12 protein-coding genes are annotated in these 14,930 nt (G+C 57.0%); 6 read left to right on the top strand and 6 right to left on the bottom strand.

Annotated features, from left to right (window positions below):
• Positions 1 to 85: 85 nt before the first annotated feature.
• The 5 genes from xni to queF form a co-directional block, all read right to left on the bottom strand.
• On the bottom strand, positions 86 to 841 hold the full coding sequence (xni, locus tag V6942_RS07515) for a flap endonuclease Xni (RefSeq protein WP_333501047.1): 756 nt from the start codon (positions 839 to 841) through the stop codon (positions 86 to 88).
• Between the two features lie 118 nt (positions 842 to 959).
• Positions 960 to 2,327: an L-serine ammonia-lyase gene (locus tag V6942_RS07510; RefSeq protein ID WP_106926010.1), complete on the bottom strand. Its 1,368-nt coding sequence runs from the start codon at positions 2,325 to 2,327 to the stop codon at positions 960 to 962.
• A 53-nt stretch (positions 2,328 to 2,380) separates the two neighbouring features.
• Complete coding sequence (locus V6942_RS07505; RefSeq protein WP_333501046.1) at positions 2,381 to 3,670, bottom strand: HAAAP family serine/threonine permease; 1,290 nt, start codon at positions 3,668 to 3,670, stop codon at positions 2,381 to 2,383.
• Between the two features lie 501 nt (positions 3,671 to 4,171).
• Complete coding sequence (gene ppnN, locus V6942_RS07500; protein ID WP_106926014.1) at positions 4,172 to 5,536, bottom strand: nucleotide 5'-monophosphate nucleosidase PpnN; 1,365 nt, start codon at positions 5,534 to 5,536, stop codon at positions 4,172 to 4,174.
• A 117-nt stretch (positions 5,537 to 5,653) separates the two neighbouring features.
• A complete protein-coding gene (gene queF, locus V6942_RS07495; RefSeq protein WP_106926017.1) occupies positions 5,654 to 6,499 on the bottom strand; it encodes an NADPH-dependent 7-cyano-7-deazaguanine reductase QueF in 846 nt (281 codons plus the stop codon).
• A gap of 69 nt (positions 6,500 to 6,568) precedes the next feature.
• Here queF and syd point away from each other — a divergent pair, with 69 nt between their 5' ends.
• The 6 genes from syd to V6942_RS07465 all read left to right on the top strand — a co-directional run bounded on the left by syd (position 6,569) and on the right by V6942_RS07465 (position 12,068).
• The gene (gene syd / locus V6942_RS07490; protein ID WP_106926019.1) at positions 6,569 to 7,114 is read left to right on the top strand and encodes a SecY-interacting protein; all 546 of its coding nucleotides are present in this window, start codon (positions 6,569 to 6,571) and stop codon (positions 7,112 to 7,114) included.
• 632 nt (positions 7,115 to 7,746) lie between these two features.
• Positions 7,747 to 8,076 (top strand): YqcC family protein, encoded by a 330-nt coding sequence (locus tag V6942_RS07485; RefSeq protein ID WP_106926021.1) that lies wholly within the window; start codon positions 7,747 to 7,749, stop codon positions 8,074 to 8,076.
• Positions 8,076 to 8,858: a tRNA pseudouridine(65) synthase TruC gene (gene truC / locus V6942_RS07480; protein WP_106926023.1), complete on the top strand. Its 783-nt coding sequence runs from the start codon at positions 8,076 to 8,078 to the stop codon at positions 8,856 to 8,858. Before V6942_RS07485 ends, truC begins: the two co-directional genes overlap by 1 nt.
• A gap of 15 nt (positions 8,859 to 8,873) precedes the next feature.
• Positions 8,874 to 9,317, top strand: a complete 444-nt coding sequence (locus V6942_RS07475) for a flavodoxin (protein WP_106926025.1) — start codon at positions 8,874 to 8,876, stop codon at positions 9,315 to 9,317.
• A 237-nt stretch (positions 9,318 to 9,554) separates the two neighbouring features.
• Positions 9,555 to 10,895: a glucarate dehydratase gene (gene gudD, locus V6942_RS07470; RefSeq protein WP_106926027.1), complete on the top strand. Its 1,341-nt coding sequence runs from the start codon at positions 9,555 to 9,557 to the stop codon at positions 10,893 to 10,895.
• Between the two features lie 33 nt (positions 10,896 to 10,928).
• Entirely contained in the window at positions 10,929 to 12,068 is a 1,140-nt protein-coding gene (locus tag V6942_RS07465; RefSeq protein ID WP_106926029.1) for a glycerate kinase, read from the top strand.
• A gap of 82 nt (positions 12,069 to 12,150) precedes the next feature.
• On the opposite strand, the gene barA is transcribed toward V6942_RS07465, so the two are convergent.
• On the bottom strand, positions 12,151 to 14,904 hold the full coding sequence (barA, locus tag V6942_RS07460) for a two-component sensor histidine kinase BarA (RefSeq protein ID WP_182967164.1): 2,754 nt from the start codon (positions 14,902 to 14,904) through the stop codon (positions 12,151 to 12,153).
• Positions 14,905 to 14,930: the final 26 nt, after the last annotated feature.

The raw sequence follows: 14,930 nt of genomic DNA, 5'->3' as shown, positions 1-14,930 counted from the left end.
CGGATGATGCTGCGCTTATCCGGCCTACATGCTACACCATCCTGTAGGCCGGATAAGGCGTTCACGCCGTCATCCGGCAACGCCACTAACGCGCCAGCCGCAGCTGCTGCAAATTGCCATCAATGTGCAAATCCGTGTGTAGCCGCGCGATATCGCGGCATAAAAACGCCATTTCCTGGTGCTCTACCAACTTCTTACGCCACTTCTCTGGCACTTCATCGAGATGCGCATACAGCGCCTCCAGGGTAGGGAACTGCGTCAACAGCTGCGTGGCGCTTTTCGGACCAATACCGGCGACGCCCTGGACTTTCGAACTGCTAATACCGGCTAATCCCCAATAGTCCGGTAGCTGCTGCGGCTGGACGCCAAACTCCTTTTCGATAAACGGGACATCCAGCCAGCGCTTCTGGAAATAATCGCGGATGCGCAGCGTCGGGGAGAGCAGCTGACAGTAGCCTTTATCGGTCGACACGATAGTGGCCTGATGCCCTGAACCGGCGACCTTAACCGCCAGCGTTGCCGCTAAATCGTCGGCTTCGTTGCCGCTCGACTCCCAGCAGCGCACGCCGCGCAGCTCAAAGGCGGCACGCAGGGCGGGCATCTCGGCGTGGAGATCTTCCGGCATTGGCGGGCGCCCGGCTTTGTAATCCGGCAGGCGCTGGTGCCGCCAGCCGCTGCTGCGGGCCTCATCGTCAAATACCGCCACCGCATGAGTGGGCTGGCTGTGCGCAATCAGCTGGTCCAGCGCGTGCTGACAGGTCGTGACGCAGGGCGAACCCTGAACGGCATGAATACGGCGAATTAAGTTGAGTGCGTCAACGATAAGCAAATGGACGGCCACGGGCGTTCTCCCTAACAGACAGGGCGCTAAGGGTAACATTCAAGGGCAGGAGAGGCTATTGGTGGGGGGTAAAACGGGAAGAGGCCTCGCAAAACGAGGCCTCTGTGGCGAACAAACGTTAGTCGCAGGCAACCACTTTCATTGCCAGGCCACCGCGAGAAGTTTCACGGTATTTCGCGTTCATGTCTTTGCCGGTTTCGTACATGGTCTCGATCACTTTATCGAGGCACACGCGCGGCTCGCTGGTACGGCGCAGAGCCATACGCGCGGCGTTGACCGCTTTCACCGATGCAATGGCGTTACGCTCAATGCACGGCACCTGTACCTGACCGGCTACCGGGTCACAGGTCAGGCCAAGGTTGTGTTCCATGCCGATTTCCGCAGCAATGCACACCTGGGCCGGGCTGGCACCCAGAAGTTCGGCCAGACCCGCGGCCGCCATGGAGCAGGCGACGCCGACTTCGCCCTGGCAGCCGACTTCGGCACCAGAGATGGACGCATTCATCTTGTAAAGTGAACCAATGGCGCTGGCAACCAGCATATAGCGTGCCAGCGAGTTAGCATTCACTTCGCGGATAAACTTGTCGTAGTAGGCCAGAACCGCCGGGACAATCCCGCAGGCGCCGTTAGTTGGTGCGGTGACCACGCGGCCACCGGCAGCGTTCTCTTCGTTGACCGCCAGCGCGAACATGTTAATCCAGTCAACCACCGCCATCGGGTCGCTGCTGATTTTATCCTGGCTGACCAGCATGCGGCGCAGCGCGGCGGCGCGGCGCGGAACGCGCAGTTTACCCGGCAGAACGCCTTCGGTGGTGGTGCCGTGCTCGATGCCGCCCTTCATCACTGCCCAGACGTCGGCGAAGTGCTTTTCCAGCTCTTCTTTGCTGTGCAGCGCGAGTTCGTTCTGCATCATCAGGCCGGACAGCGACAGGCCGGTTTCGCTGCAGTGACGCTGCAGGTCGGCGGCGCTGCTGTACGGGTATGGCACCGCGACCGGCGCTTCGGACTGCTGGCCAAAGTGTTCTTCGTCGACGATAAAACCGCCGCCGATGGAGTAGTAGGTTTTGCTGTACACGGCTTTGTCGCCCGCCAGTGCGGTAATGCGCATGCCGTTTTCGTGCAGAGAGAGATTGTCCGCATGGAAGTTCATGCACTGGTCAACCGGGAACTCCACTTCGTGTTGGCCGTTAGCCAGCATCAGTCGGCCGTGAGTATTCACGTCCTGAATAAACGCCGGAATGGCGTCGATATCAACCGTATCCGGCAGATTTCCTGCCAGACCCATAATAATGGCGATATCCGTATGGTGACCTTTACCGGTCAGAGAAAGTGAACCGTAAACATCGACGACCACGCGAGTGATATCAGTCAGGATCCCACGCGCAATCAAGTCGTCCGTGAATTGTTTGCCTGCTTTCATTGGCCCGACGGTGTGCGAGCTGGAAGGACCAATGCCGATTTTGAAAATATCGAATACGCTAATCATGAGGCGTCCATTGTGTATCGAGGTGCGCCGCCCCGAGAGGCGGCGCAGGGGGATTAACTAAACAGAGAGTAGGAAATGGCGGAGATAGCAATCAGACCCATCAGGACAACGAAGACGTTGCTGATGTGACCGCTATATTTACGCATTGCCGGTACTTTCTGAATCGCATACATCGGCATCAGGAACAGAATCATCGCGATGATTGGGCCGCCCAGGGTTTCAATCATACCCAGGATGCTCGGGTTCAGGGTTGCCACGATCCAGGTGGTAACCAGCATGAACAGCGCAGTGATTTTGTTCAGTTTGTTGATTTCGATGGATTTGCCTTTGCTACGCAGAGACTTGATAACCATCCCGTTGAAACCTTCACGTGCGCCCAGATAGTGGCCCAGGAAAGATTTGGTGATAGCGATAATCGCGATAATCGGCGCCATCCAGGCGATAACCGGAGCGTTAAAGTGGTTCGCCAGGTAAGACAGGATGGAGATGTTTTGATCTTTCGCCGCTGCCAGGTCTGCCGGGGACAGGCTCAGTACGCAGCTGAAGACGAAGAACATTACGGTCAGCACCATCATGATGTGGGCACGTGCCAGGATAGAGGAGCATTTTTTCTCTGCGCCCTGGCCGTACTCTTCACGCTTCGCTACCGCGAAGGAGGAGATGATCGGTGAGTGGTTGAAGGAGAACACCATGACCGGAATCGCCAGCCACAGGGTCATCCACAGACCGTTACCGGTTGAAGCTGCGCTGCTAAAGGACAGAGTTTCCAGCGCCGCACCGCTCCACTGAGGAATCAGGTACAGAGCCAGCACCATCAGTGCCGCAACGAACGGGAACACCAGGATGCTCATCGCTTTAACGATCATCTGCTCACCGAAGCGAACGATAGTCATCATACCGACGATCAGAATCAGCGACAGGATAGCGCGCGGCGGCGGCGTGATGTGCAGCTGGTGTGCCAGGAAGCTTTCTACGGTGTTGGTAATGGCCACACTGTAAACCAGCAGGATAGGGTAGATGGCGAAGAAGTAGAGCAGGGTAATCAGTTTACCTGCGCCGACACCGAAGTGTTCTTCAACCACTTCCGTAATGTCTTCACCCGGATTTTTACCGGAGAGCACGAAGCGGGTCAGGCCGCGGTGTGCGAAGAAGGTCATTGGGAAGGCGAGGATTGCCATGATGATCAGCGGAATCATACCGCCTACGCCGGCGTTGATTGGCAGGAACAGTACGCCTGCACCGATTGCGGTGCCGTAAAGACCCAGCATCCACATTGTATCTGTTTTGCGCCATCCGCTAGCAGATTCTGCTGTGACGATAGTGCTGGTTTGAGTGTTTTCCATCTGTATCTCCTGGAGGAAGGAAAAATGCTAATTTTTTAGTCAAATAAAGTGAAAAAAAAGATAAAAGTAATATTAAATTTTATAAGTGTCGGTGTTTTTGTGATTTTTACCCAACGCCGTTTTGACGAGCGCAAATGTACATTTAACTGGTGAATGTATCAGTGATCATGATCTCAAATGTAATAATCCACTTTTAGTGCGGGATATGGCAGGTAATTTTCCTGTGATAACTCTTTAAGCGGATATTTATGGGCGCGAAGGCTAGCATTGGCAGTATGTGTGGTAAATGGGGAGAGGGGTAAATACGATGTTTTTGCTGATAAAAATGATGAAAATGGCGTTTTTTAGCGCCCAATCATAATTATTGCTAATAAAATGCGGTTGGCATTTGCACGCAAACGATTGGCATGAGAGCTGTAACACAGTTTTAGCGATGTTTTAGCGAAAAAAAAACCGGCGGAAAATCCGCCGGTGAGAAGTGAAATGCGCTGTGGCTGACGGTCAGGCGCAGATTTCGTAGCAAGGAATATAGGCAGAGCCGGGAAGCTTCATACGGTGCTGCGCCACAAAACCCTGTAGCAGTTCGTCCATACGGCGCATCATTTCTTTATCGCCATGAATTTTGTACGGCCCGAACTCTTCAATTGCCCGAATGCCCACCTCCTTCACGTTTCCGGCAACGATGCCAGAGAAGGCGCGGCGCAGGTCGGCGGCCAGCACTTCCACCGGCTGGTCCGGATAGAGCTTGAGGTTAGCCATATTCTCGTGCGACGGCTCAAACGGCATCTGTAGATCGGGCGCAATGCGCATTGACCAGTTGAAGCTGTAGGCATCGCCGGTGTCGCGGCGGTTTTCTTTGACCAGCGGCATCGCTTTTTTCATCTGACGCGCCACTTCGACTTCATCGTCGATGATGATCTTATAGTGGCGACGCGCGCCTTCACCCAGCGTATGCACGACGAACTCGTCGAGCACGCGGAAGTAGTCAGCGCTCTCTTTCGGGCCGGTCAGGATCAGCGGCAGCACCTGGTCTTTGTTTGCCGGGTTCATCAGAATACCCAGCAGATACAGCAGCTCTTCCGCCGTTCCCACGCCGCCCGGGAAGATAATGATGCCGTGGGCGATACGGACAAACGCCTCAAGGCGTTTTTCGATATCGGGCATGATGATCAGCTCGTTAACCAGCGGGTTAGGCGGCTCGGCGGCAATGATGGACGGTTCGGTCATACCGATAAAGCGGCCTTCTTTGTAGCGCTGCTGCGCATGGCCGACCGCGGCGCCTTTCATCGGCGCTTCCATCGCGCCTGGCCCACAGCCGGTGCAGATGTTCAGCTCGCGCAGGCCAAGCTGGTTACCTACGCGGCGCGCGTACAGGTACTCGTTTTCATTGATAGAGTGGCCGCCCCAGCACACCACCATGCTTGGCGCTTCGCCGACGTGCAGCGCACGCGCGTTACGCAGGATGGAGAACACCAGGTTGGTAATATGGGTTGAGCTTTCCAGATCCAGATTCGGGAAACGCACGGTGTTATGGATCTGCCCGTAGACGAACAGAATATCGCGCAGCACCGCAAACAGGTTGGCCTGCAGCGAGCGGATAATACGCCCGTCAACGAACGCCTCTTCCGGCGGATTAATAAGCTCCAGCTTCACGCCGCGTTCGCGGCGCAGTACGTTGATGTCAAAGCTTTCGAAGCGGGACAGCAGTTCTTTACTGTTATCGGTCAGGCTGCCTGAGTTCAGTACGGCCAATGAGCAGTTGCGAAACAATTGATACAGGTCGGTGCTGGCCGTGCGTTTAAGCATGTCGACTTCCAGCTGCGACAACATATCCATTGCGCCAAGCGGGCTAATATGTGTAATCAAGTGAACTCCTTAACGGGACGAAAATCGTCTTCCTTAGTGATTACAATAGCCTTGCTGGCGCGGGAACGACAACCTTAGATGCGGAACAATGTGCAACACATTGAGACATTGTTCACGTTACTGACGTACCAGGCGGCCAATAGCCGGCACGAATTCCGCATTTGAGCGCCATGGGTTGATATCCAGCCCGCCGCGACGGGTGTAGCGGGCATAAACGCTCAGGCTTTCCGGCGCGCAGAAGCGGAGAATATCGTTGAAGATACGCTCGACGCACTGCTCGTGGAATTCATTATGGTGACGGAAAGAGACCAGATAGCGCAGCAGCTTTTCGCGGTCGATTTTGGGGCCACGATACTGAATTTGCACCGAGCCCCAGTCTGGCTGATGGGTAATCAGACAGTTTGATTTCAGCAGATGGCTGACCAGCGTTTCTTCCACCACCTTTTCACCGGCGGCGCCGTCGAGGTAGTCGGCGTTGAACTGGTAGCTATCAATCTCAATATCCTGATCGTCAATGCAGCTGCCGTGGAAATGGGCGATAGGCTGACCTTCGATTTCGTCGAGGCGGTACAGGGCTACGGTGACTTTACCCTGCGCGCAGGCGCTCAGATCGCGCTCCAGCGTTTCCTGCACGTCCTGCCAGCAGGCAAAACGCGTTTGGTTAAAACTGTTCAAATAGAGTTTAAAGCTTTTCGATTCGACCAGATTCTCCGTCTCATGGCTGAGCTCAACGTGGCCGACGGCCACCTGCGGCAAGCCTTTGGCATTGAGCCAGGAGAGTTCGTACAACGTCCAGATGTCCGCGCCGTGAAACGGCAGGGAATCGGCATGCAGCCCCAGCGGATCGCGGTTCAGGCTACGCGGGACGCCCTGCAGCAGGCTGGCGTCGTAGGTATCACGGTAATCTGTGGTTTTACCGAGCGTCAGGCCGGCAAGCGCCTGATGGTTATCATAAGAAGACATGTTTCACCGTTATAAAGCAGGTACACTATGGTTTTAAGTGTACCCTGGCTAACCTGAAGAGAGAAATTCGTGGATCAGCAGACCGCAGACGCATTACACGCATTTACCCAACGCTATTGCGATGCCTGGCAGCGCACCTATGGCAGCCTGCCGCGCAGCGAAGAGCTGTACGGTATTCCCTCACCGTGTCAGGTGTCTACCACCGGCGAGGCGGTGTACTGGCAGCCGCAGGCGTTTGACGGCGAGCAGAATGTAAATGGCGTTGAACGGGCTATGGATATTGTGGTACAACAACCCATTCACACATATTATACCACTCAGTATGCGGGTGATATGCAAGCGCTTTTCATGGGGGAACCCCTGATGCTGCTGCAGGTGTGGAGCCCCGAAGACTTTCGGCGCGTGCAGGAAAACCTGATTGGTCACCTGGTCACGCAAAAGCGCCTGAAGCTTTCGCCGACGCTATTTATTGCCACGCTGGACAGCGAGCTCGACGTGATTTCCGTCTGCAACGTGACCGGTGAAGTGGTTAAAGAGACGCTCGGAACGCGCAATCGCCTGCCTCTTGCCTCCTCTCTTGCGAGCTTTCTGACTCAACTTGAGCCAATTCTGTAGGAAAATGTACCCATCCCTTTGTGAGAGATCTCTTACACGCTCTGTGAGAGATCGCCAGAATATCAGTAAGACACTTATCCCATCATTTTAGTAATTCTTTTTATTTCAATATGTTATTAATTTTGTCAGGCAATTTTTACGTCTGTAAGCCTTAAGGATTTGCCTGTAAGACGCTTGTAAGACGAAGGGAAATAGCGGATTCTATCTACGTCGACAGGGAGTCGCACAATGAAGTGAACATCAGGATGATGACGCTTCATAGGACACACCGGGAAGGTGATTCAAGGAAAGGCTTCAGGAAGAAGCAAGAGGATAGCGCAGGAGCGCGTTAAAGGACACCTCCAGGACGGAGAATGAGAGCCAGACAGGATATCTGGTGGATCAGGAAGATCGGGACACACTCAAGGATTGGGTGAAATCGCATCGGGGTGGTGTGATGCAGGAAGCAACCGTTTAAGGATGAACTGGTCAGGAGACCACAGGAAAAGTTGTCACGGATGAGCAGGGAGCACTAAAAGTAGCTGGATTGCTGCGAAACGAACCGGGAGCACTGTTTTTACAGTGCTCCCTTTTTTTGTTTCCCACCAACTAGTGGTATCCTGCGCGCGATTTTGTTTCCTCAGAGGTTTTCCATGACACGCCACGATAGCCTTCGCGACCAACTCCTGCTTATTGAAACGCTGCTTCGCCAGCATCAGCACTGGCAGGATGATGCGCCGCACGAAAGCGCCTTTGCCAGCGACCAGCCGTTCTGCATGGATACCCTGGAGCCGCTTGAGTGGCTGCAATGGGTGTTGATTCCACGTATGCATCAGCTGCTGGACAGCGGAATGCCGCTGCCAAAAGATTTCGCCATCGCGCCTTACTACGAGATGGCGCTTGACGCCGCGCACCCGCTGCGCGCCATCATTCTGCCGCCGCTTGAACAGCTGGATGCCTTCTTTACGAGTGACCCTCACTGATGCTGGAAATTATCTACCAGGATGAATGGCTGGTGGCGGTCAATAAACCGTCCGGCTGGCTGGTGCACCGTAGCTGGCTCGATCGCGACGAGAAGGTGGTGGTGATGCAGACGGTACGCGACCAGATTGGCCAGCACGTCTTTACCGCCCATCGCCTCGATCGCCCAACCTCCGGCGTATTGCTGATGGGGCTCTCCAGCGAAGCCGGGCGTTTGCTGTCCCAGCAGTTTGAGCAGCACCAAATTCGCAAGCGCTATCACGCTATCGTGCGCGGCTGGCTGACCGATGAGGCGACGCTGGACTACCCGCTGGTAGAAGAGCTGGATAAAATCGCCGATAAGTTTGCCCGCGAGAATAAAGACCCGCAGCCTGCGGTGACGCACTATCGCGGTATGGCAACGGTGGAAATGCCGGTCGCGACCGGCCGCTACCCAACGACCCGCTATGGGCTGGTCGAGCTGGACCCGCAGACCGGCCGTAAGCATCAGCTACGCCGCCACCTGGCGCACCTGCGTCACCCGATCATTGGCGACAGCAAGCACGGCGATCTGCGCCAGAATCGCAGCGCCGCTGAACACTTCGGCTGTCACCGCCTGATGCTGCACGCCAGCCAGCTGTCGTTGACGCACCCGTTCACCGGCGAGCCGCTGACCCTTCGCGCCGGGCTGGACGAGGTCTGGATGCAGGCTTTATCACATTTCGGCTGGCGCGGGCTTCTCCCCGATAATGAAAGGGTTGAGTTTGTTGCCGACTGCGGTCAGGATGAAGCTATCCAGAAGTAAACAGGGAGTTAAATCATGGCTGAAGTAGGGATTTTTGTCGGCACCATGTACGGCAATTCGCTGTTGGTGGCGGAAGAAGCGCAGACGATTCTCGAAGGGCTGGGCCATCAGGCGGCGGTCTTTGAAGATCCGACGGTCGCGGATTGGGAAAGCTACACCGGGAAATATGCGCTGGTCGTCACGTCGACGACCGGCCAGGGCGATCTGCCTGACAGTATCGTGCCGTTGTTTAACGATCTCCAGGATATGTACCAGCCTCATTTGCGTTACGGCATTATCGCCCTCGGCGATAGCACCTATGCGAACTTCTGCGGCGGCGGCAAGCGATTCGACGCGCTGTTGCAGGAGCAGGGCGCGCAGCGCATTGGCGAGATGTTGATGATTGATGCCTCGGAAGACCCGGAGCCGGAAAGCGTCTCTAATCCGTGGGTCACGCAGTGGGCGGCGCTGTTGAAATAGCCCTTTCTCCTTTCCACACCGGTACGACGGCGTCGTACCGGTTGCTATTTGTTGATCGGCCACACTATTGAAGAAATTTCCCCTCTAATATTGTGCATATGCACGATGAGCTGTCGCTCGCCTGTTCCTATACTGCGTTTAGCATCATTTTGACGATCGCGAGATTTCTCGCTCCGACGCGTCGGGCCGGACGATGTCCTGCTTTCGGCCGTCATTTCAGTAGACAAGGATTTAACCATGACGATTCACTCTTCCACGCCCGTGGTAACGGCCATGCAGGTCATTCCGGTAGCCGGGCATGACAGCATGCTGATGAACCTGAGCGGCGCCCATGCGCCGTTCTTTACCCGCAATATTGTGATTATTCAGGATAACGCAGGGCATACGGGCGTGGGGGAAATTCCCGGCGGCGAGAAGATTCGCTCCACGCTGGAAGAGGCCGTGCCGCTGGTGGTCGGGAAGACGCTCGGGGAATACAAAAACGTCCTTAACCGCGTGCGCGCCGTTTTTGCTGACCGTGATGCCAGCGGTCGGGGCCTGCAAACCTTTGATTTACGCACCACGATCCACGTTGTGACCGCTATTGAAGCGGCCATGCTGGACCTCCTTGGGCAGCATCTGGGCGTGAACGTCGCGACGCTATTGGGCGACGGGCAGCAGCGTAGCGAAGTGCAGATGTTGGGCTACCTGTTCTTTATCGGCGATCGTAAGGCAACGCCGCTGCCGTACCAGAGCCAACCTGACGACGACTGCGCGTGGTACCGGCTGCGTCATGAGGAGGCGATGACTCCCGATGCGGTGGTGCGCCTGGCGGAAGCGGCCTATGAAAAATACGGTTTCAATGACTTCAAGCTGAAGGGTGGCGTAATGGCCGGGGAGGAAGAGGCCGAGTCTATCGTGGCGCTGGCCAGGCGTTTCCCGCAGGCGCGCGTGACGCTGGATCCGAACGGCGCGTGGTCGCTGGATGAAGCGATTCGGATCGGCAAATATCTGAAGGGGACGCTGGCGTATGCGGAAGATCCGTGCGGCGCTGAACAGGGTTTTTCCGGCCGTGAGGTGATGGCCGAGTTCCGTCGGGCAACCGGCCTGCCGACCGCCACCAATATGATTGCCACCGACTGGCGGCAGATGGGGCACACGCTGGCACTTCAGTCGGTCGATATCCCGCTGGCGGACCCGCACTTCTGGACGATGCAGGGCTCGGTGCGCGTGGCGCAGCTGTGCCATGAGTTTGGTCTTACCTGGGGTTCTCACTCAAACAACCACTTTGATATTTCTCTGGCGATGTTCACCCACGTGGCCGCCGCTGCGCCGGGAAACATTACCGCCATTGATACTCACTGGATCTGGCAAGAGGGCAACCAGCGTCTGACGAAACAGCCGCTGGTCATTGCGGGCGGCAAAGTGCAGGTGCCCGATAAGCCAGGGCTGGGCGTTGAGCTGGACATGGACCGGGTGATGCAGGCCAACGCGCTGTACCAAAAGCACGGCCTGGGGGCTCGCGACGATGCGATAGGCATGCAGTATCTGATCCCAAACTGGACGTTTGATAATAAACGTCCCTGCATGGTGCGCTAAGCTTACAGCCGCTACTTCGTACAAGGACTGCTTATGAAGATTGTGATTGCCCCTGATTCGTACAAGGAAAGCCTGAGCGCCCTTGAGGTGGCCAGCGCCATTGAGGACGGATTTCGGGCGATATACCCCGATGCCGAGTATATCAAGGTGCCGGTTGCCGACGGCGGTGAAGGCACGGTGGAAGCGATGGTGGCTGCCACCCAAGGCCGCGTGGTGCAGGTGACGGTGACCGGCCCGCTTGGCGAGCCGGTGGCGGGCTTTTACGGTATCTCCGGCGATGAGCGCTGTGCATTTATCGAGATGGCCGCCGCCAGCGGGCTGGCGCTGCTTCCGCCCGCAGCACGTAATCCGCTTAAGACCACCTCATGGGGAACCGGTGAGCTGATCCGCCATGCGCTGGATCTTGGCGTGACGTGGATCATTATCGGCATCGGCGGTAGCGCGACCAATGACGGTGGCGCTGGCATGGTTCAGGCGCTGGGGGCGAAACTGTTGACCGCCGACGGTCAGCCGCTCGCCCCCGGCGGCGCGGCGCTGGCGACGTTAGCGAAAATCGATATCAGCGGGCTGGATAAACGCCTGGCGCGCTGTCGGATTGACGTAGCCTGTGATGTGACGAACCCGCTGATTGGTGAAGAAGGCGCATCGGCCATCTTTGGCCCACAGAAGGGCGCCACGCCGGAGATGGTCGCCCAGCTTGACCACGCGCTGGCACATTATGCCCGGCATATTGCCGACGACTTAGGGCTCGACGTGCTGACTCTGGAAGGCGGTGGTGCCGCGGGGGGAATGGGCGCCGCGCTGTACGCTTTTTGCGGCGCACAGCTGCGTCCGGGGATTGATATTGTCACCGAAGCGCTGCACCTTGATGCGCTGCTGGCGGATGCGGATCTGGTCATTACCGGTGAAGGGCGTATCGACAGCCAGACCATCCACGGCAAAGTCCCTGTGGGGGTTGCGCGGGTGGCTAAGCGCCACCGGATCCCGGTGATTGGTATTGCGGGCAGCCTGACGGCAGACGTTGGCGTGGTACATCAGCATGGTCTTGATGCCGTGTTTAGCGTGCTGTATCGCATTTGTTCGCTGGACGACGCGCTGGCGGAAGCGGGAGCAAACGTACGGATGGCGGCGAGGAATATTGCCGCAGTCATCAAGATTGGGCAGTCTCTGTAGGCCGGATAAGGCAACGCCGCCATCCGGCAATGTGCGCCGGGCGGCCTGATGGCGCGGTGCTTATCAGGCCGCCCTGTTTGCGCTAACCCAGCATTTTCTTTGTTTCGCGCGTGACGTTATCCATTTCATCAAGCAGCTCCAGCAGTTCAGGCTCCAGCTCCTCTGCCGGGGTGCCGCCGCGCAGCTGGCTTTCAATCAGATAACACAGATGCTTCAGACGCGGCACGCCGCTATAGCCGCAGCTGCCGTGCAGTTTATGAATGGTATCGACCAGATTTTCCGGCTCTTCACCGACCAGCTGTTCCTCAACTTTGTTACGGACTTCCGGCAGGAAGGCGATCAGCATGTGCAGCATTTCGCGCGCCAGGTCTGGCTTGTAGGCTGCCTGACGCAGCGCCAGCTGCCAGTCCAGCGTGGCGTTAAGATCCACCGGCGGTTCTATCGGCTCCATTTGCAGCGGGCGCGGCGGAGTGTTCAGGCCGGGTTTGTAGCGTAGCAGCAGGTCGTGCAGCCGGTTTTCTTCAATCGGTTTGGCCAGATAGTCATTCATGCCGGCGGCCATGAGCTTCTCTTTTTGCCCAGCCAGCGCGTGGGCGGTGACGGCAATCACCGGCGTCTGCTGCTGGTGCGGAAGCTGGCGAATCAGCTCACAGGCGCGAATACCGTCGATATCCGGCATCTGAATATCCATCAGAATCAGATCGAACTTCATCTGTCTGGCGCACTCAACCGCCTGCTGACCGCTTTCACACAGCTCGACGTGCTGCACCTGATCGTCAAGCAGCGCGCCGATGAGCTTCAGGTTCGCCGGGTTATCGTCTACGGCCATCACCGTCATTGGCAGGCGATGTTCGCTGGTTGGCAGCGCTATCGTTGACGACGTGACGTGGTTGAACTCCAGCAGCACCGGCAGCAGGCGGGTTGAGGTCAGCGGTTTCAGCAGGCAGGCCGCCGCACCGTTCTGTTTAAGCGACTCAGCGTCGACCTGTGCGTGGCACGGTAGCGCCAGCACCAGATGATCGGTCATCCCCAGCGCGGCGTTCAGCTTATCGCGGTGGATTGCGAGGTCGCGTACCGACACCGGTACGGCAACCAGCAGAATATCGTAGAACTCGGCGGGCAGGGCGGCAATGCTCACCGCGTACACCACCTCCAGCGGCGTTGAGGCCAGAATATCCAGCGTCGCCTGCGCGGCGGCGGCGTTAGCCTCGACGTAGGCGATACGTTTGCCTGCCAGGCTGCGGGTATCGGGCCCGTCGGCGATCACGTTCGGATTGAGATCGAGATTGATGTTAAACCAGAAGGTCGAACCGCGGTTTGGCTGGCTGTGGAAGGAGATATCACCGCCCATCTCGCGCACCAGCTTCTGGGTGATAACCAGCCCCAGCCCGGTGCCGCCGTGGCGGCGGGAGATGCTGGCATCGGCCTGGCGGAAGGCCTGGAACAGCCGCGATTGATCGCGCTCCGGAATGCCGATGCCGGTATCGCGGATTTGGACTTCAATCTGCACTTTGTTATTGCTGACGGCGCGCTGTTCGACCAGTACGTCAATATTGCCGTTCTCGGTGAACTTGATGGCGTTGCCGACCAGGTTGGTGATCACCTGCTGAAGACGCAGCGGATCGCCGATGACGTTGTCCGGCACGTCATTTTTAATGTTTAGCGTCAGCTCCAGACCTTTATCGTGCGCCGAGTGCGCCAGCAGCGTGACCACTTCATCCAGCGAATTGCGCAGCGGGAACGGGATGCTTTCCAGCAGCAGTTTACCGGCCTCGAGCTTCGAGAAGTCCAGCACGTCGTTGATGATCGCCAGCAGGTTGTTGGCCGATCGTTCAATGGTATTGAGGTGATCGCGCTGGGTCGGGTTCAGCTCGGTTTTGAGCGTCAGGCGAGTAAAGCCAATCACGCCGTTCAGCGGCGTGCGCAGCTCATGCGACATGTTCGCCAGGAATTCAGACTTGATGCGCGCCGCTTCCTGGGCGCGTTTCTTGGCCAGATCCAGCTCGACGTTCTGAATCTCCATCTGCTCCAGCGTTTCGCGCAGGTCCGAGGTGGCCTGGTCGACGTTGTGCTGCATCTCCTCATGGTAGGCCGCCAGCGACATGGCCATCGAGTTGATGCCGTTTTTCAGCATATCCAGTTCGCCGAGCATAAAGCCTTCAACGCGGCTGTCGAGCTGCCCACGACGGATACGGTCAACGGTATTCACCATGTTGCGAATCGGCCCGGTCACGTCCTGCATCAATCGCCAGCCGAAGATTAACGCAATGCCGATACAGAACAACATCATCACGCTGGAGATGAAGATCTCTTTGTACTGCTGGAGACGCACGGATTTGAGGTCCAGCTCCAGCGCGACGTAGCCCAGCATATTGACCGGGGTTTTCGCATCTGACTGCGGCGACTCATCCGGCGAGTAGTGCTCGGAAATAATCGGCGTTCGCAGAATCATGATATCGCCGTGGCGCGTCACGCTTAGCCTTCGCGGGAAAGGCATACCGCGCGGCAGCTGAAGCTCGCCGGGGTCCAACTGATAGTTCGAGGTGACAAACAGCTTGTTGTGTTCATCATAAACTGAAATGGCCCGCACGATATCGGAATGGCGGCGGTGAAGTACGCTTATCAACTGACCGATCGATTCACGGTTTTGTAAGTTCATACCGTATTCACTGGAGACGGCAAGCGGCTCGATAATACTCGCGCCGGCGTCTTCCAGTTGACGCTGCAGGTCGTTATAGCGGTGTACGACGAAGAAGATGCTGAGCAGTAAACCGATAAGTACGGTCGGCGCCAGGATCAAAATCATCATTCTTGCACGCAGGCTGTAGTTGGTCATGGAGGTCCGTTGTGGGAGAATCAGGG

This window comes from Kluyvera genomosp. 2 (assembly GCF_036759865.1).
Classification (GTDB): Bacteria; Pseudomonadota; Gammaproteobacteria; order Enterobacterales; family Enterobacteriaceae; genus Kluyvera; species Kluyvera ascorbata_B.
The sequence above is the reverse complement of the archived record's forward strand: the minus strand, read 5'-3'. Positions and strand labels throughout refer to the sequence as shown.